Origin of the sequence: Streptomyces sp. NPDC089424 (genome assembly GCF_044749345.1) — a bacterium.
In the GTDB taxonomy this organism is placed as follows: Bacteria; Actinomycetota; Actinomycetes; order Streptomycetales; family Streptomycetaceae; genus Streptomyces.
The window spans coordinates 23,886-41,898 of record NZ_JBIVHU010000015.1; the positions used below are offsets into that span (position 1 = coordinate 23,886).

Below are 18,013 nucleotides of genomic sequence, written 5' to 3' on the forward strand. Positions count from 1 at the left end.
GACCAGGGCAAAGTCTACCGGCGGTCCTCCGCGTCCTGGGGGGCCTCTCGACGACGGGAGCGGGGCAGCACCCTCAGGGCGTCCCCTATGTCCGCGACTTCCAGCACCTTCATACCGGTCGGAACCTTCCCGGGGTCGCCCGGCACGAGGGCGTGCGTGAAGCCCAGCCGGTGCGCCTCGGCGAGCCTGCGCTGCACGCCGGTGACCCGTCTGACCTCGCCCGCGAGACCGACCTCGCCGATCGCGACGAGGTTCTTCGGCAGCGGGGTGTCGCTGGCGGCGGAGGCCAGCGCGAGGGCGACGGCGAGGTCGGCGGCCGGCTCGGAGAGCTTCACCCCGCCGACCGTCGCGGAGTAGATGTCCCGCTTGCCGAGGGCGCTGATCCGGCCGCGCTGTTCCAGCACCGCCAGCATCATCGAGACGCGGGAGGTCTCGAGACCGGACGTCGTGCGGCGCGGGGAGGGGATCTGGGAGTCGACCGTGAGCGCCTGGACCTCGGCCACCAGGGGGCGGCGGCCTTCCAGGGTGACGGTCAGACAGGTGCCCGGGACCGGTTCGGCACGACGTGTCAGGAAAAGTCCGCTCGGGTCCGCAAGGCCCGTGATGCCCTCGTCGTGCAGCTCGAAGCAGCCGACCTCGTCCGTGGTGCCGTAGCGGTTCTTGACACCCCGGACGAGCCGCAGGCGTGCGTGCCGGTCGCCCTCGAAGTGCAGCACGACGTCCACGAGGTGCTCCAGCAGGCGGGGGCCCGCGATCGTGCCGTCCTTGGTGACATGGCCCACCAGGAGCGTGGCCATGCCGCGTTCCTTGGAGGCCCGGATCAGGGCGCCGGCCACCTCGCGGACCTGCGCCATGCCGCCGGGCGCGCCGTCGATCTCGGGAGAGGCCACCGTCTGCACCGAGTCCATGATCAGGAGCGACGGCTTCACCGCGTCCAAGTGCCCCAGCACGGCGGACAGATCGGTCTCGGCGGCCAGATAGAGGTGGTCGTCGATGGCGTTGATGCGGTCGGCGCGCAGCCGGACCTGGCTCGCCGACTCCTCGCCGGTCACATACAGGGTGCGGTGCTCGTCGCTCGCCGCCTTGGCCGCCACGTCCAGCAGCAGCGTCGACTTGCCGACGCCGGGCTCGCCGGCGACCAGCACCACCGCGCCGGGCACCAGGCCACCGCCCAGCACCCGGTCCAGCTCGGGCACCCCGGTCGACCGCGCGGTCGCCTGCCGGCCGTCGACCTGGCCGATGGGCAGCGCGGACGTCGTGACCCGGCCCGGCGTCGTGGTCCGCACCGCGGGCGCGCCGTACTCCTCGATCGTGCCCCAGGCCTGGCACTCGGGGCAGCGGCCGAGCCATTTGGCCGTCTGCCAGCCGCATTCGGTGCAGCGGTAGGACGGACGGTCCTTGGTGGACTTCGTACGGGCAGCCATGGACGAAACCGTAGCCGCCGGTACTGACAACCGGGGCGCGGGCCTCGCGAAGCGGTGCGTTGCGGGCCCCCTCCGCACGCCCGGTCGCGCGCCGGTGCGCACCCCCCGCCGGGGGGCCCGTCACGAACGAGCAATGGAATACGGGGTTCCTGTCCCCTTATGAGGGATCGTTTCACCCGTACGGATTAAATGTGCTCAACGGGGCGGAAGCGGCCACTCGCGGCCGCCTACGGTCGCCGGGTGATGAGCAGCAGCCCGGACACCACGACCCGCACCACCGGCGCACATCGTGCGCGCCGTGAGGCGCGTGACCGCGCTGCGGCGCGCACCCTGGTGCAGCGTCCGCCCGCGCGCTACGAGCCTTATGTGGACGGCCTGTTCACGTACTGCCTGTCCGTGCTGTGCGACCACGAAGCCGCCACCGCCGCCCTGGGGGAGGTCCTCGCGCTCGCCGAGCGCCGGGGCCAGCGTGCCCCGGATGCCGCGGGCGACCGCAGGGCCTGGCTCTACGCGCTGGCCCGCTGGGCCTGTCTGCGCAAGCTGGCCGAGGCCAAGCAGAAACGTCAGGCCACCCACGCGGCGGGCCGCCATGGCCCCGACCGGGGGCGCGGTCCGCAGCCCGGCCGGCCCCCCGTCTCCGAGCCCGTCCAGGAACAACGCAGACGCGAACTCGCCCTGCTCGCCTGGCCGGAGGCCGCCGGCACCACGCCCGAGCAGCGCGAGGCACTCGAACTGGCCGTGCGCCACCAGCTGTCCGCCCACGAGGTCGCCGCCGTCCTCGGCATGGACCTCGCCGCCGCCCGCGACCTGCTCTCAGCGGCCGCCTGCGAGGTCGAGCGCACCCGCGCGGCCCTCGCCGTCGTGGAGACCGGTGCCTGCCCGAGCGTGGCCCGGCTCACCGGCGACCACCAACTGGTGCTCAGCAGCGCCCTGCGCCGCGAACTGGTCCGGCACGTCGACGACTGCCCCCACTGCCGCCGCACCGCCGAGCGCGCCCTCCCGGGCAACTGGCCCGGCGGCGGCCCCGCCCCCACCCAGCTGCCCGTCCTGGAGGCGCCCCGCGCGGCCCTGCACATGGCCATGGCGCACCACCCCCGCGCGCGGGCCGCCGCGCCCCGCTTCGACCGGCGCGGCTTTCCGATGGACCCCAAGGACCGCGCCGCCCGGCGGGACCGCCTGCGCGCGCGTGCCGTCACGACGACGGTCGTCGCCACCGTGGTGGCCGCGCCGGTGCTCGCGCTGTGGTCCGCCTACCGGGGCGCGCCGCTCACCGAGGGCGCGGGCGGCCGCGGGACCACCGCAAGCCGGGACGACGGCCACGGCACGTTCGACGGCGAGAGCGCGGACGGCGGCTACGAGAACGCCGGCAACGCCAGCACCCGCCCGGGCGGTCGCTTCTCCCAGGGCGACAAGCCCGACGTGTCGGTGGAGGTCATCAGCGTCGCCGGGGCCGGTCGCAAGGGCGCGGGCCGGCTCGCCGTGACGGCGGACAACAGCGGCGACACCACCTTGATCACCCTCACCGCCTCCGGCTCCGGGCCCGTGCGCTGGTCCGCGACCACGGCCGCCCCCTGGCTCTACATGAGCCGTTCCTCCGGCACGCTACGCCCCGGCGAGACGTCCACGATCAAGGTGTACGTCGACCCGCTGCGCGAGCCTTCCGGGTTCTGGAGCGCACGGGTCGCGATCTCACCGGCCGGCGCGATCGTCTCCATCCAGGGGTACGGCAACGTGCCCACCCCCTCCGACCCGGGCCCAGGCCCGGACCCGGCGCCCAGCACCCCGGGCGGTTCCGGCGAGCCCACCCCGCCCGACCCGGACCCGACGCCCACGACCTCCGCGCCGACCGATCCAACGCCGACCGATCCGACGACGCCGCCGCCCGACCCCGAGCCGACACCGACCGCGTCCAACCCCTCGGCGCCGGGCAGCCCGTCGCCGCCGCCCAGTGACAGCGGCGACCCGAGCCCCAGCACCTCCTAGGGCCTGTCGCGACCGTGGCGTCCGCCGGGTCAGCGCGCGGGATCCGCCGGATGCGGCGCCAGCAGCGGCAACTGCGAGGCGAGCCGCTGCTCGCAGAGCTCGGCCAGCCGGTCGTAGCCCGCCTTGCCCATCAGCTCGGTCAGCTCCGGCCGGTAGGAGACGTACACCGGCTCGCCCGCCCCGTGCGCCGAGGTCGCCGACGTGCACCACCAGTGCAGGTCGTGGCCGCCCGGGCCCCAGCCGCGGCGGTCGTACTCACCGATCGAGATCTGCAGCACCCGTGTGTCGTCGGGCCGGTCGATCCAGTCGTACGTCCGCCGGATCGGCAACTGCCAGCACACGTCGGGCTTGGTCTCCAGCGGCTCGCGGCCCTCCCGCACGGCGAGGATGTGCAGCGAGCAGCCGGCGCCGGCCGCGAAGCCGGGGCGGTTCTGGAAGATGCAGGAGCCCTGGTAGGGCCGGGTCTGGCGGGAGCCCTCGTCGTCCTCGGAGACCCAGCCGTTCCGGGTGCCCTCGGCGTGGTTCTGCCAGACCTCCGGCGTGAGCCTCGCCACATGCTCGGCGACCCGCTGCTCGTCCTCCTCGTCGGAGAAATGGGCGCCCAGCGTGCAGCACCCGTCGTCCGCGCGGCCCGCCTGGATGCCCTGGCAGCCGCTGCCGAAGATGCAGTTCCAGCGAGAGGTGAGCCATGTCAGATCGCAGCGGAACACCTGCTCGTCGTCCGCCGGATCCGGGAACTCCACCCACGCGCGCGGGAAGTCGAGGCCCTTCTCGTCGTCTGCCGGGACGGCCGGGGTCTGCTGTGACGTCTTCGGTGCTTTCGCCTGCGAAGAATCCTGGGAAGAACCCTTGGCCGATTCGGCCTTCTTGTTCGCCTTGTCGGCCCTGTCGACCTTGTCGGTCTTGCCAGTCTTGTCGTTCTTCGCCTTTTTCGTCTTTGGCACCCGTCCAGGGTAAGTCGACCGCGGCCCTTCCCGGGACCGCCTCGGGGGCGGCGCGCGGCGCGACGGGCAGTAGCGTTCCGTACATGAGACTCGGTGTCCTCGACGTGGGAAGCAACACGGTGCATCTGCTGGTGGTGGATGCGCACCCGGGTGCGCGCCCGCTGCCCGCGCACTCGCACAAGGCGGAACTGCGCCTCGCCCAACTCCTCGACGACGCCGGTGCCATCGATGCCGAGGGCGTCGACAAGCTGATCGCGGTGGTCCACGACGCGCTCCAGGCCGCCGAGGACAAGGGCGTCGAGGAGCTCCTGCCGTTCGCCACCTCCGCCGTGCGCGAGGCCACCAACGCCGACGACGTCCTCGCCCGCGTCCAGGAGGAGACCGGCGTCGCCCTCCAGGTGCTCACCGGCGCCGAGGAGGCCCGGCTGACCTTCCTCGCCGCCCGCCGCTGGTTCGGCTGGTCCGCGGGCAAGCTGCTGGTCCTGGACATCGGCGGCGGCTCCCTGGAGATCGCCTACGGCATCGACGAGGAGCCCGACGCGGCCGTCTCGCTGCCGCTCGGCGCGGGCCGGCTCACCTCCGGCTGGCTGCCCGGCGACCCGCCCGCCACCGACGACATAAGGGCGCTGCGCCGTCACGTCCGCGCCGAGATCGCCCGCACGGTGGGCGAGTTCACGCGCTTCGGCACGCCCGACCACGTGGTGGCCACGTCCAAGACCTTCAAGCAGCTCGCCCGCATCGGCGGAGCTGCCCGCTCCGCCGAGGGCCTCTACGTCCAGCGCGAGCTCAAGCGGCAGACGCTGGAGACCTGGGTGCCCCGTCTGTCCGCCATGACCGCGGAGGAGTGCGCCGAACTCCCCGGCGTCTCGGAGGCCCGCGCCGGCCAGCTCGTCGCGGGCGCGCTGGTGGCGGAGGGGGCGATGGACCTGTTCGGCGTGGAGACGCTGGAGATCTGCCCCTGGGCACTGCGCGAGGGCGTCATCCTGCGCCGACTGGACCACATGGGTTCCGATGCGACGGCGGCCGGGGCGTTGCCTTAGGGGGTGCCGGAGGCCTCGCCGCCGAGGGGGCAGCGGAGGGGCGCTGCTGTGGGCGGCGGTGCCCTGCCCTGGGGGGTGCTGTTGTGGGGCGGTGCTTCAGCGGGTGGTGCCGCCTGGCGGTGCCGGGGGTGCCGAGGAGGAGTCCGTCAGCGGGTGGTGTCGCGCAGGGGTGCCGAGGGGGTGGTGCCGTCCGGGCGTTGCTGCCTGGTGCCGCGGGGCGGTCTCGGGCGGTCGTTCTCGTCGGGCGGCGTCGGGCGGCGTCGGGCGGCGTCGCGAGGTGGCGGCGAGGGGGCCGGTGTCGCGGGGCGATGTCGGGGCTGTGAGCGGGATGGCGTCGCGGGCGGCGTCATGGGGGGCGCCCGCGCGCGGGCGGAGGGGGCGCCGTCGGGAGGACGGCGAAATCACGACGGTGGACCGGCGCCCTGGCTCGGCCCGAACGCCGCTCCTCAGGACGCGCCGTTACCCTGTCTCCGTGGCAGAACCAGTCGTACGCATCCCGGATGCGAAGGTCGCCCTGTCGACGGCCTCCGTATATCCGGAGTCGACGGCGACGGCCTTCGAGATCGCCGCACGCCTCGGGTACGACGGCGTCGAGGTCATGGTGTGGAACGAGCCCGTCAGCCAGGACATCGAGGCCCTGCGCAGGCTCAGCGACTTCCACCAGATCCCGATCCTCGCCGTCCACGCCCCCTGCCTGCTCATCACCCAGCGGGTGTGGTCGACCGACCCGTGGGTCAAGCTCCAGAGGGCCCGCGCGGCGGCAGAGAAGCTCGGCGCGACCACCGTGGTCGTGCACCCGCCGTTCCGCTGGCAGCGCCAGTACGCGCGTGACTTCGTCGCCGGGATCTGGCGGATGGCGAACGAGACGGATGTGCGGTTCGCCGTCGAGAACATGTACCCGTGGCGTTACCGCGACCGCGAGATGCTCGCGTACGCCCCCGACTGGGACGTCACCAAGGACGACTACCGGCACTTCACGATCGATCTCAGCCACACCGCGACCGCCCGCTCCGACGCGATGCACATGATCGACCGCATGGGCGACCGCCTGGGCCATGTCCACCTCGCCGACGGCGCCGGCTCCAACAAGGACGAGCACCTGGTCCCCGGCCGCGGCACCCAGCCCTGCGCCGAACTGCTGGAACGCCTCGCCCTGAGCGGCTTCGACGGTCATGTCGTCATCGAGGTCAACACCCGCCGTGCCATGTCGAGCGCCGAGCGCGAGGCGGACCTCGCCGAGGCGCTGGCCTTCACCCGGCTCCACCTGGCCTCGGCGGTGAAGGTGCCCCGCCGGTGACCGGCGCGACCTCCCGCAGACGCGGCAGACCCCCTCGTACGGAGTCAGGCGACACCCGTGACCGGATCCTGGCCGTCGCCCGCGAGGAGTTCTCCGAGCGGGGCTACGAGAAGACCTCCGTGCGCGGCATCGCCAAGGCGGCGGGCGTGGACTCGGCGCTGGTGCACCACTATTTCGGCACGAAGGAGCAGGTCTTCCAGGAGGCGCTGGAGGCGGTCTTCGCGCCCGCCCTGAAGGCGCCCGACGTGATCTTCGAAGGGCCTGCCGAGCAGGTCGGCGAGCGCTTCGCCCGCTTCCTGTTCGGGATCTGGGAGAACCCGGTCACCCGGACCCCGCTGCTGGCGGTCGTGCGGTCCGCCGTGACGAACGAGGTGGCTGCGGCGGTCTTCCGGCGCCTGGTCGCCGCGCAGCTGCTGCGCAAGGTCGCCTCCCAGCTCGGCCTGCCGGACGCGGAGCTGAGGGCGGAGCTCGCGGCCGCGCAGATGGTCGGCGTCGCGATCATGCGATACGTGATCAAGCTGGAGCCGCTGGCCTCCGCCGACCTCGAAGTGATCATCGGGCGCGTCGCACCGGTCGTGCAGGGGCATCTGACCGGTCCCTGACGGGCGGGAACGAATCACCCTGAGACGGACATCCCGCATTTCGGACACCCGGTCCATCCCTTGGAGCACCGGCGTACGCTCGTAGAGGTCAGATTTCTCCGAAGGAGCGAGCGACAATGCCCGAGCTGAGGTCCCGCACAGTCACCCACGGCCGCAACATGGCGGGCGCCCGCGCCCTTATGCGCGCCTCCGGTGTACCCGGCGCGGACATCGGCCGGAAGCCCATCATCGCGGTCGCCAACAGCTTCACGGAGTTCGTGCCGGGCCACACCCACCTCCAGCCGGTCGGCCGGATCGTCAGCGAGGCGATCGTCGAGGCCGGCGGCATCCCGCGCGAGTTCAACACGATCGCCGTCGACGACGGCATCGCGATGGGCCACGGCGGCATGCTGTACAGCCTGCCCTCGCGCGACCTGATCGCGGACAGCGTCGAGTACATGGTCGAGGCGCACTGCGCCGACGCCCTGGTCTGCATCTCCAACTGCGACAAGATCACCCCGGGCATGCTGAACGCGGCGCTCCGCCTCAACATCCCCACGGTCTTCGTCTCGGGCGGCCCCATGGAGTCCGGCCGCGCCACGCTGGTCGACGGCACGGTCCGTACCCTCGACCTGGTCGACGCGATCTCCGACGCCGTGAACGACAAGATCTCGGACGAGGACATACTCCGCATCGAGGAGAACGCCTGTCCGACGTGTGGCTCGTGCTCCGGCATGTTCACCGCCAACTCGATGAACTGCCTGACCGAGGCCATCGGCCTCTCCCTGCCCGGCAACGGCTCGGTCCTCGCCACCCACACCGCGCGCAAGCAGCTCTACGTCGACGCCGCGCACACGGTCATGGACGTGACCCGGCGCTACTACGAGCAGGACGACGAGACGGTCCTGCCCCGCTCCGTCGCCACCCTCGCCGCCTTCGAGAACGCCATGGCGCTGGACATCGCGATGGGCGGCTCCACCAACACGATCCTGCACCTGCTGGCCGCCGCCCAGGAGGCCGAGGTCCCCTTCGGTCTCGAGCAGATCGACGCCGTCTCGCGCCGGGTGCCCTGCCTGGCGAAGGTCGCGCCCAACGTCGCCAAGGACCGCACGTACTACATGGAGGACGTGCACCGCGCCGGCGGCATCCCCGCCCTGCTCGGCGAGCTGCACCGCGCGGGCCTGCTCAACGAGGACGTGCACTCCGTCCACAGCCCCTCGCTCGCGGACTGGCTGAAGACCTGGGACGTGCGCGGCGGCTCCCCCTCCCGGAAGGCGGTGGAACTGTGGCACGCGGCTCCCGGCTGCGTCCGCTCCTCCGAGGCCTTCTCCCAGTCCGAGCGCTGGGAGGCCCTCGACGAGGACGCCGAGGGCGGCTGCATCCGCTCCGCCGAGCACGCGTACAGCAAGGACGGCGGCCTGGCGGTCCTCAAGGGGAACCTCGCCGTCGACGGCTGCGTGGTGAAGACGGCCGGCGTCGACGAGTCGATCTGGACCTTCGAGGGCCCGGCGGTCGTCTGCGAGTCGCAGGAGGAGGCCGTCGAGAAGATCCTCAACAAGCGGGTGACGGACGGTGACGTCGTCGTCATCCGGTACGAGGGTCCCAAGGGCGGCCCCGGTATGCAGGAGATGCTCTACCCGACGTCCTTCCTGAAGGGCCGCGGCCTCGGCAAGACCTGCGCACTCATCACGGACGGCCGCTTCTCCGGCGGCACGTCGGGCCTCTCCATCGGCCACGCGTCCCCCGAGGCGGCCTCCGGCGGCACCATCGCCCTCGTCGAGAACGGCGACCGCATCCGCATCGACATCCCGAACCGCTCGATCGAGCTGCTCGTCGACGAAGCGGAACTGGCCCGCCGTACCGAGGCGTTGAACGGTGCGTACGCTCCGAGGAACCGTGAGCGCAAGGTGTCCGCCGCCCTGCGCGCGTACGCCGCGATGGCGACCAGCGCGGACAAGGGCGCGGTGCGGGACGTCAGCAAGCTGGGCTGAGAGCCGGTTCGGTGAGGGGGCCGCCCGGCGACGGTGCGGCCCCTTTCACCTGCCGGCCCCGAACCGCGTCGACACCGCGGGTCACGCCCGCCTACGGCACACCGCGAAGCGCCACCTCACCACCGCGCCGCGCCGCTCCCGTCCACCGCGAACAGCTCTCCGTCCGGCGCCCCCGCGAACACCTTCCCGTCCGCCGCCACCGGCAACGGCAGCCCCGACACCACGGCCCCCCGCGCCGCTCCCGGCCGCGCCTTCGTCTGCCCCAGCAGCGCGCCCCGGGCCGCGTCGACGGCCACCAGCCGGCCGTCCCCGGCGCTGAAATACAGCCGTTTCCCGGCCACGACCGGCGCCGACGGGAAGCTGACCGACGTCTCCAGCCGCCAGCGCTGCCGCGACGTGCCGGTGTCCACAGCCGTCAGCGCGCCGTCGGCCCCCAGCAGGTACACGCTCTCCTGCGCGACCGCCGCCTGCGCACCCGCCACCGGGAAACGCAGGGTGACCCGGCGCTGGGTGTCCCGGGCGGCGTCGTACCGGACCACGGCGTCCGTGTCGGCGTACGCGGCCGAGGTCGACGTGAACCACAGCACGCCCTCCCGCGCGCCCACCAGACTCAGCGCCCCCGCCAGCCGCCGCTGCCACTGCACCTCGCCGGTCTCCGGGTCGACGGCGGTGACCCGCGTCCCTGCCCCGTCCGCGTCCACGGCGTAGGCGACCCGCTCTCCGTACGACTGGAACACCGGCTGGGCGAGCCCGGCGACCTGATGCCGCCACTTCCGCTCCCCGGTGGCCGCGTCCAGCGCGGTGACGGTCGAGTCGGGGCCGGTGAGGAGGACGACGCCCCCGACGTGCGCGACGCGGCCGTCGTAGCGGGCGATGTCCTCGCTCCACACGGTCGCGCCGGTCAGCGGGTCGAGCGCGGCGAGACGCCGGCCTCCCTCCTCGACGACGTGCAGCAGGCCGCCCGCGAGGACGGGCGGCTGCACGGTCCCCTCGCCGCGGCCGCCCGGGCCCGGCCGGGCCCACTTCACGTCCCCGTCGAGGGGATCGACGGCGGCGGCCAGCACCCCGGGGCGCGTGCAGTACAGCGCGCTGCCCCCGTAGGCGCACTGCGGCATTCCGCTCGCCTCGGCGCCCCGCGCCGTCAGCTCCCTGTCCCAGGCCCGGAACCGCTGGGTCTGCTCCCGTCCACCGGAGGCCTCGGTCCCGCCGGTCCCGGTCAGCGCGACGGCCCCGGCACCGAGCGCGAGCACGGCGATCCCGGCGGCGACGCCCACCGCCCGGCGCCGGGTCGGCCTCGGCGGCTTCTTCAGCTCTTGCGGTGCTGCCTCCGGAAGCGCGGACCCGCTGCGCCGGTGGGTCGGCACCTCCTCGACGGCGGACTCGAACGACCGCTCGCCCGTGCGCTGTTCCGGTATGAACGCCTGGGTGTCGTACGACGCCGACAGCGAGCGCAGCTCCGCCATCAGCTCGTCCGGCGTGGGCCTGTCCTCCGGTTCCTTGGCGAGGCAGCGGGCGACCAGCGGCGCGAGTTCCCGCGGTACGCCTGTCAAGTCCGCCTCTTCGTGGACGACCTGATACGCCACCAGGTACGGGCTGTCCGAGTCGAACGGCCCGCTGCCCGTGGCCGCGTGCACGATGACCGACCCGAGCGCGAACACATCGGCGGCCGGCCCGACGTCCCGTGGCCTGCGGAACTGCTCGGGCGCCATGAACGGCGGCGTGCCGATCAGCTTCCCGGTCTCGGTGCGCAGTTCGCTGTCCGAGGGCCGTGAGATGCCGAAGTCGATGACTTTCGGCCCGTCCTCGGCGAGCAGCACATTGCTGGGCTTGAGATCGCGGTGCACCACTCCGGCCCGGTGGATGTCCCGCAGCGCCTCGGCCAGCCCCGCCATCAACTGCCGTAGCCGGGCCAGGGGCACGGCGCCGTTCCGCTTCACGTATTCGGAGAGGGTCGGCCCAGGGATGTACAACGTCGCCATCCATGGCCGCCCGGCATCCGGGTCGGCGTCGACGACGGGCGCGGTGAACGCGCCGCTGACCCGCCGGGCCGCCCCGACCTCCTGCCGGAACCGGCCCCTGAACTCGGGGTCCTGCGCGAACTCCGCGTGCACGACCTTCACGGCCAGCCGCAACCCCGAGGCCGACCGGGCGAGATGGACCACGCCCATGCCGCCGGACCCGAGCTGGGCCTCCAGCCGGTACTGACCGGCGTACTGCGGAGATTCCGCTTCCGCATCCGTACCGGTGCTGCGCCCTGGCGGCATCTCTCACCCCCGGATGTCCGTCCGCACGCGCGACGCGCTGAGCCTAGTCGATCCTGCGTGCGAAACTCCTGTGGCTTGCTAGCCTCGGTGCGCCACGCGATTTTGGCGTGAACCGTACACAAGCATCCAAAAAACGGGGGAGGCCGACATGGCCACGGAGAACATCGAGATCGCGGGTGCGGGCGAGCAGGAAACGGCACCTACGGCACTCGCCGAGCCCGGGACGCCGGCTGGCACGGAGACGCTGACCGCGACCGAGGACGCGACCGCGACCGCCACGGCCCGGGTCCGCGCCTACCCGGTCGCCCCCGGCGTCCGGCTCAACGTCCGCAGCGGCCCCGGCACCGACTACCGCATCGTCCGCGTCCTGCCCGAGGGCACCACCGTCCCCATCTACTGCCAGCGCCCCGGCGACAGCGTCACGGGCCCCTACGGCACCTCCAACCTCTGGGACTGCATCGCCAACTCCCAGTACGTCTCCGACGCCTACGTCAAGACCGGCAGCGACGGCTACGTCGCACCGCGCTGCGCCTGACCCCGGCCCGGTGACTTCGACGAAGGGCCGCCCCGGGCCCTTCGTCCGCCGGACGCCATAATCGAGCCGTGAGCGACGACCAGAACGGCACCCCGGACCGGCCCAAGGACAGCGGGCCCCGCCCCGAGCCCCTCCGCTTCTTCGGCACGAGCTGGGTCGGCCACGACGACGGCTACACCCTCCGTCGCATCGGCGTGTCCGCCGGCTCCCTCGCCGCGGCGGCCGTGGCCTGCCTGGTGCTCCGCTTCGCCTACGAGGGGATCCAGCTGGCCGACACCGGCAGCTTCGTCCCGCTCCTGGTCGTCGTCATGTTCGCGGTCTGCAGCTCGCTCGCCTTCCGGCACACCTGGGAGGGCTTCACCAAGCGCCACGACCCGGACCGCCAGTCCTCGCTGCGCGGCCTGCTGGCCATCGGTTTCATCGGCTCCCTCCTCGCCTACTTCTTCCGCTCCCTCACCGAGGCCCCCGGCGAGAAGCTCCACCGCCGGGAGTACGAGACAGCCCTCCAGCACCACTCCCAGCGCACGTCCCGCCGCACCGGCAACCCGGCGAAGAAGCGCCGCCGCTGATCCCGTCGTCGCCCGTCCGCCCCGCCCACCCCAAAGCCCCTGTTCCGCCCGCCCCACCCCACGAGACCATGACCCCATGGCCACCTCGACGACGCCGCCGCCCCCACCCCCCTCCCGCGCCCACTCCTTCAACGCCGTCGCGGCCCAGTACGCCGCGAACCGCCCCTCCTACCCGCCCGCACTCTTCGACGCGATCGAGGAGCTGGCAGGGCGCCCGCTCCGCGGTGCGCGCGTGGTGGACGTCGGCGCCGGCACGGGCATCGCGACCGCCCTGCTGCGGGACCGGGGCGCCGACGTCGTGGCGGTCGAGCCGGGGGACGGCATGTCCGCCCACTTCCGCCGCACCCGCCCCGGCCTCCCCATCGTCCGCGGTGACGGCAACGCCCTCCCTCTCGCCGACGGCTGCGCGGACTTCGTCACCTACGCCCAGGCCTGGCACTGGACCGACCCCCAGCTCGCGATCCCGGAGGCCTTCCGTGTACTGCGGCCCGGCGGCGCCCTGGCGCTGTGGTGGAACCGCGACGCCCCTGGCGTCCCCTGGGTCGCCGCCCAGGCCGAGCGGATCAAGGCGCACTACGGCGACCCGATCGCCGTCCAGCCCGGCAACACCGGCTCCGACACGGCGCCCCCCGTCCCGACCCCTCGCTACTCCCGCCGAGTCGTCCGCTGGAGCCGCCGCGTCCCGCTCGACACCCACCTCGCCAACCTCGGCAGCCACTCGATCCTCCTGGTGGGCGGTACCGAACGCAGCGAGGCCTTCCTCACCGAGGAGCGCCGCCACCTCCTGGAGGTCTTCCCCGACGGCCACGTAGAAGAGGTCTACGACGTAGAACTCCAGATAGCCACCACCCCCTGACCCCCACGCCGACCGGTCCATCGCCCCCAGGACCGCGGAGAACTGAGCGCCCCCCCACGCCGGTCGGTACAGCACCCTCAGGGACGCGGAGAACTGAGCGACCCCCCCACGCCGGTCGGTGCAGCCCCCTCAGGGGCGCGGGGAACTGCGCGACAAGCCCCCACGCACCCGCACCCGCCCCCGCACCCCAACCCCCACCCCGGCCCGCGCGCGCCACCCCACACGCAAACCCCCCACCCCAACCGGCAGTTGTCCCGCGCCCGCACCCTCCCCCCACACCACCGCCCCAAGCGCACCCACTTGACGCCGCCCACCCCCACGAGCATTATTCATCGCATGATGAATTACGCCGCCGAGCCACCCGACACAGGCGCACACCCCACCCCGGAGACGACCCCCACCCCCGCCATCCGCGCCGAAGACCTCACCGTCACCCGCGGCCCCCGCAAGGTCCTGCGCGGCCTGAACTTCACCGTCCCGCGCGGCCAGATCACCGGCCTCCTCGGCCCCTCCGGCTGCGGCAAGTCGACCCTCATGCGCGCCATCGTCGGCACCCAGGCCAAGGTCACCGGCACCCTCGACGTCCTCGGCCACCCCGCCGGCCACCGCACCCTGCGCACCCGCATCGGCTACGTCACCCAGGCCCCCTCCGTCTACGACGACCTCACCGTCCGCCAGAACCTCGACTACTTCGCGGCGATACTCGACCCCGGCCGCTCCAGCGCCGACCGCGGCCAGGACGTCGACCGCGTCCTTTCCGACGTCGACCTCACCAGCCACGCCGGCGCCCTCGCGGGCAACCTCTCCGGCGGCCAGCGCAGCCGCGTCTCCCTCGCCGTCGCCCTGCTCGGCACCCCCGAGGTCCTGGTCCTCGACGAACCCACCGTCGGCCTCGACCCCGTCCTGCGCCGCGACCTGTGGAACCTCTTCCACGCCATCGCCGCCGACCGCGGCGCCACCCTCCTCATCTCCTCCCACGTCATGGACGAGGCCGAGCGCTGCCACCGCCTTCTCCTCATGCGCGCGGGCGAGATCCTCGCCGACGACACCCCGGACGCCCTGCGCGCCCGTACCGGCGCCGAGACCGTCGAAGACGCGTTCCTGCGTCTCGTGGACCAGGCGAGCACCGCGGACGACAAGGAGACGACCCGATGACCACGACCACGGCAACCACGCCCGGCGCGCCCACCGGCGCCCTGAACGTCTCGCGCACCGCCGCGACCGCCGCCCGGGTCCTGCGCCAGCTCCGGCACGACCCGCGCACCATCGCGCTGATGATCCTCATCCCGTGTCTGATGCTGATCCTGCTGCGCTACGTCTTCGACGGCAGTCCGCGCACCTTCGACAACATCGGCGCGTCCCTGCTGGGCATCTTCCCGCTGATCACGATGTTCCTGGTCACCTCCATCGCCACCCTGCGCGAACGCACCTCCGGCACCCTCGAACGCCTCCTCGCCATGCCGCTCGGCAAGGGCGACGTCATCGCCGGCTACGCCCTCGCCTTCGGCACCCTCGCGATCGTCCAGTCCGCGCTCGCCACCGGTCTCGCCGTCTGGTTCCTCGGACTCGACGTCACCGGCTCCCCCTGGCTGCTTCTGCTGGTGGCCCTGCTCGACGCGCTCCTCGGCACAGCCCTCGGCCTGTTCGTCTCGGCCTTCGCGGCCTCCGAATTCCAGGCGGTGCAGTTCATGCCGGCAGTGATCTTCCCTCAGCTCCTGCTCTGCGGTCTGTTCACCCCGCGCGACAAGATGCACCCCGTCCTGGAAGCCATCTCCGACGTCCTCCCCATGTCCTATGCCGTCGACGGCATGAACGAAGTCCTCAAGCACACCGACATGACGGCCGCCTTCGTCCGCGACGCCCTGATCGTGGCGGGCTGCGCCGTGCTGGTCCTCACCCTCGGCGCGGCGACCCTGCGTCGCCGTACCACCTGATCCACCGGGCGAGCCCGCCACGTCCCGCCCACCGGACAAACGAGCCCGCCCCCCGCAGCCGGTGCGAGGATGAATCCGGACGACGCAACCTCCGGAGGGCCCCGCACCATGACCCAGAAAGTCGCAGTCCTCGGCACCGGCAAGATCGGCGAGGCCCTGCTCAGCGGAATGATCCGCGGCGGCTGGACCCCCGCCGATCTCCTGGTCACCGCCCGCCGCCCGGAGCGGGCCGAGGAACTCCGCGCCCGCCACGGAGTCACCCCGGTCACCAACGCGGAAGCCGCGAAGACCGCCGACACCCTGATCCTCACGGTCAAACCCCAGGACATGGGCACCCTCCTCGACGAACTCGCCCCGCACGTCCCCGCCGACCGCCTGGTCATCAGCGGCATGGCGGGCATCACGACCGCCTCCCTCGAAGCACGCCTCGCCACCGGCACCCCGGTCGTGCGCGTCATGACGAACACGCCCGCCCTGGTCGACGAGGCCATGTCCGTCATCTCCGCCGGCAGCCACGCGACGGAGGCCCACCTCGCGCACGCCGAGGAGATCTTCGGCGCCGTCGGCAAGACGCTCCGCGTCCCCGAGACCCAGCAGGACGCCTGCACCGCCCTCTCCGGCTCCGGCCCGGCGTACTTCTTCTACCTGGTCGAAGCCATGACGGACGCCGGCATCCTGCTCGGCCTGCCCCGCGACAAGGCCCACGACCTCATCGTCCAGTCCGCGATCGGCGCGGCCACCATGCTCCGCGACAGCGGCGAGCACCCGGTCAAGCTCCGCGAGAACGTCACGTCACCCGCCGGCACCACCATCAACGCCATCCGCGAACTCGAGAACCACGGTGTACGAGCCGCCCTCATCGCCGCCCTCGAGGCCGCCCGCGACCGCAGCCGCGAACTCGCCGCAGGCAACAGCTGACCTCGCTCACCGGGTGGGGGCACCTCCCTCGTGCGCCCCCACCCGAGCGAACCGCCGCCACTGCCCCCGGCCGCCCCGGGCGCCTACCGGACCGCGTTCAGCACAGCCCCCGCACCGGAGCCGCCGGAACCCGCGTCACCCGTCTCCCCTGAAGAGGGAGAAGCCGGCAGCAACCCGATCGCGCGATATGCGGCATCCACCGTCGGCCGGGCCATCGCCCGCGCCCTCTCCGCACCATCCCGCAGCACCCCCTCCACATAGCCGGGATCGGCACACAGCTCCTTGTGCCTCTGCTGCACGGGCCTGAGGAGCTCCACCACGGCCTCCGCGGTGTCCTTCTTCAAGGCGCCGTACGACTCATATACACCGCTCAGGTCCGATGGGTTCCCGTTCGTGGACGCCGCCAGGATCTCCAGCAGATTCGCGAGCCCCGGCCGCCCCTCCCGGTCGTACACGACGTCCCGCCCGCTGTCCGTCACCGCCCGCATGATCTTCTTGCGCATCACGTCCGGCTCGTCGAGCAGATAGACGATCCCCGGCCCGGTGTCGTCGCTCTTGCCCATCTTCGACGCCGGCTCCTGCAGATTCATCACCCGCGCGGCCACGGCCGGATGCGTGGCCCGCGGTACCACGAACGTGTGGCCGTACCGCTGGTTGAACCGCACCGCCAGATCCCGCGTCAGCTGCACATGCTGGGTCTGGTCGTCCCCCACCGGCACCTCGTCGGTCCCGTACGCCAGGATGTCCGCCGCCATCAGCACGGGATAGGTGAGCAGGGACAGCCGCACGCTCCCGCCCCGGACCTGCTCCCGCGCGGCCTTCTCCTTGTACTGGATCATCCGCCGCATCTCACCGTCGGTCGCCACGCACTCCAGCAGGTACGACAGCCGGGTGTGCTCGTCGACATGACTCTGCACGAAGACGGTGCACCGCTCCGGATCCAGCCCAGCCGCCAGCAGCAGCGTCGCCGCCTGCCGCGTCAGTCTGCGCACCCGGGCCGGATCGTGCTCCACGGTCAGCGCATGCAGATCGACGATGCAGAACAGGGCGTCCGCCTGATGCTGGTCCACCTCTGCCCACCGCCGCATGGCTCCGAGGTAGTTGCCCAGCGTTAGATGCCCGGTCGGCTTGACCCCGCTGAAGACCCGCGTCATCTCTCCACCTCCTGGTCGAGACCGCCGCACCCGGTCGGCCGACCCCCCGGAGGGAGAAACAGGAACGGCCGCCGAAGCGGCGGCCGTTGAGTGCATACGTGCGTACGGCCGCCGTCAGGCGGCCCACCAGTACTGGGTGCACGTATGCGTGGTCACGACCTCAGACTACGCCTCCGGGGTGCGCCAGGGGGCCCGAGTTGACACGCCCGTGGCCGGTACGTACTGTTCTCCGAGTTGTCCGACGTGAGCGCCGACTCCGGTCGGTCCCCGGACAGCGATTCCGCGAGTAGCAACCACTCCCGACGAGCAGTCGATACGTCGTACTGCTGTCGTGTTGTCGGTATGCATATTTACGGAATGAGGAATCCGCGTTCGAAAGGACGCAGCCCCGATTAGGCGGGGAGCACGGAATCCGCTAAAGTCTCACTCGTCGGAACGGCCGAAGGGCCGGGAAGACAAACCCCGCTGACTGGGGATCAGGTCGAGAAAAGATCTGATAGAGTCGGAAACGCAAGACCGAAGG

15 protein-coding genes are annotated in these 18,013 nt (G+C 72.4%); 11 read left to right on the top strand and 4 right to left on the bottom strand.

The window, feature by feature from the left end:
* Positions 1-14: 14 nt before the first annotated feature.
* Positions 15-1,424, bottom strand: a complete 1,410-nt coding sequence (gene radA, locus ACIP2X_RS38370; RefSeq protein WP_401683222.1) for a DNA repair protein RadA — start codon at positions 1,422-1,424, stop codon at positions 15-17.
* Between the two features lie 240 nt (positions 1,425-1,664).
* Here radA and ACIP2X_RS38375 point away from each other — a divergent pair, with 240 nt between their 5' ends.
* Positions 1,665-3,407 carry a hypothetical protein gene (locus ACIP2X_RS38375; RefSeq protein WP_401683225.1) on the top strand — a complete coding sequence of 581 codons (1,743 nt, stop codon included), beginning with the start codon at positions 1,665-1,667 and terminating at the stop codon, positions 3,405-3,407.
* A 29-nt stretch (positions 3,408-3,436) separates the two neighbouring features.
* Here ACIP2X_RS38375 and ACIP2X_RS38380 read toward each other — a convergent pair whose 3' ends face one another.
* Positions 3,437-4,351, bottom strand: a complete 915-nt coding sequence (locus ACIP2X_RS38380) for a hypothetical protein (protein ID WP_401683228.1) — start codon at positions 4,349-4,351, stop codon at positions 3,437-3,439.
* 83 nt (positions 4,352-4,434) lie between these two features.
* Here ACIP2X_RS38380 and ACIP2X_RS38385 point away from each other — a divergent pair, with 83 nt between their 5' ends.
* The 4 genes from ACIP2X_RS38385 to ilvD all read left to right on the top strand — a co-directional run bounded on the left by ACIP2X_RS38385 (position 4,435) and on the right by ilvD (position 9,260).
* The gene (locus tag ACIP2X_RS38385) at positions 4,435-5,391 is read left to right on the top strand and encodes a Ppx/GppA family phosphatase (RefSeq protein ID WP_401683231.1); all 957 of its coding nucleotides are present in this window, start codon (positions 4,435-4,437) and stop codon (positions 5,389-5,391) included.
* A gap of 472 nt (positions 5,392-5,863) precedes the next feature.
* Entirely contained in the window at positions 5,864-6,688 is an 825-nt protein-coding gene (locus ACIP2X_RS38390) for a sugar phosphate isomerase/epimerase family protein (RefSeq protein WP_401683234.1), read from the top strand.
* Entirely contained in the window at positions 6,685-7,290 is a 606-nt protein-coding gene (locus ACIP2X_RS38395) for a TetR family transcriptional regulator (protein WP_401683237.1), read from the top strand. The genes ACIP2X_RS38390 and ACIP2X_RS38395 overlap by 4 nt, the downstream gene beginning before the upstream one ends.
* A 116-nt stretch (positions 7,291-7,406) precedes the next feature.
* Entirely contained in the window at positions 7,407-9,260 is a 1,854-nt protein-coding gene (ilvD, locus tag ACIP2X_RS38400) for a dihydroxy-acid dehydratase (protein ID WP_401683240.1), read from the top strand.
* Positions 9,261-9,376: 116 nt separating this feature from the next.
* Here the strand turns inward: ilvD and ACIP2X_RS38405 are convergent, their stop codons facing one another.
* Positions 9,377-11,524, bottom strand: a complete 2,148-nt coding sequence (locus ACIP2X_RS38405) for a PQQ-binding-like beta-propeller repeat protein (protein WP_401683243.1) — start codon at positions 11,522-11,524, stop codon at positions 9,377-9,379.
* A 148-nt stretch (positions 11,525-11,672) separates the two neighbouring features.
* Between ACIP2X_RS38405 and ACIP2X_RS38410 the strand changes: the two genes are divergently transcribed.
* From ACIP2X_RS38410 to proC, 6 genes are all read left to right on the top strand, one after another.
* Positions 11,673-12,059: an SH3 domain-containing protein gene (locus ACIP2X_RS38410; protein ID WP_401683246.1), complete on the top strand. Its 387-nt coding sequence runs from the start codon at positions 11,673-11,675 to the stop codon at positions 12,057-12,059.
* Between the two features lie 68 nt (positions 12,060-12,127).
* Positions 12,128-12,628 carry an EamA/RhaT family transporter gene (locus tag ACIP2X_RS38415; RefSeq protein WP_401683249.1) on the top strand — a complete coding sequence of 167 codons (501 nt, stop codon included), beginning with the start codon at positions 12,128-12,130 and terminating at the stop codon, positions 12,626-12,628.
* Between the two features lie 76 nt (positions 12,629-12,704).
* Positions 12,705-13,484, top strand: coding sequence for a class I SAM-dependent methyltransferase (locus ACIP2X_RS38420; protein ID WP_401683252.1), 780 nt, complete (start codon positions 12,705-12,707; stop codon positions 13,482-13,484).
* A gap of 336 nt (positions 13,485-13,820) precedes the next feature.
* Positions 13,821-14,639, top strand: a complete 819-nt coding sequence (locus ACIP2X_RS38425) for an ABC transporter ATP-binding protein (RefSeq protein WP_401683254.1) — start codon at positions 13,821-13,823, stop codon at positions 14,637-14,639.
* Positions 14,636-15,418 (top strand): ABC transporter permease, encoded by a 783-nt coding sequence (locus tag ACIP2X_RS38430; protein WP_401683257.1) that lies wholly within the window; start codon positions 14,636-14,638, stop codon positions 15,416-15,418. The genes ACIP2X_RS38425 and ACIP2X_RS38430 overlap by 4 nt, the downstream gene beginning before the upstream one ends.
* Positions 15,419-15,526: 108 nt before the next feature.
* Positions 15,527-16,336: a pyrroline-5-carboxylate reductase gene (proC, locus tag ACIP2X_RS38435; protein ID WP_401683260.1), complete on the top strand. Its 810-nt coding sequence runs from the start codon at positions 15,527-15,529 to the stop codon at positions 16,334-16,336.
* A gap of 83 nt (positions 16,337-16,419) precedes the next feature.
* Here proC and trpS read toward each other — a convergent pair whose 3' ends face one another.
* Positions 16,420-17,490 (bottom strand): tryptophan--tRNA ligase, encoded by a 1,071-nt coding sequence (trpS, locus tag ACIP2X_RS38440; protein ID WP_401683263.1) that lies wholly within the window; start codon positions 17,488-17,490, stop codon positions 16,420-16,422.
* Positions 17,491-18,013: the final 523 nt, after the last annotated feature.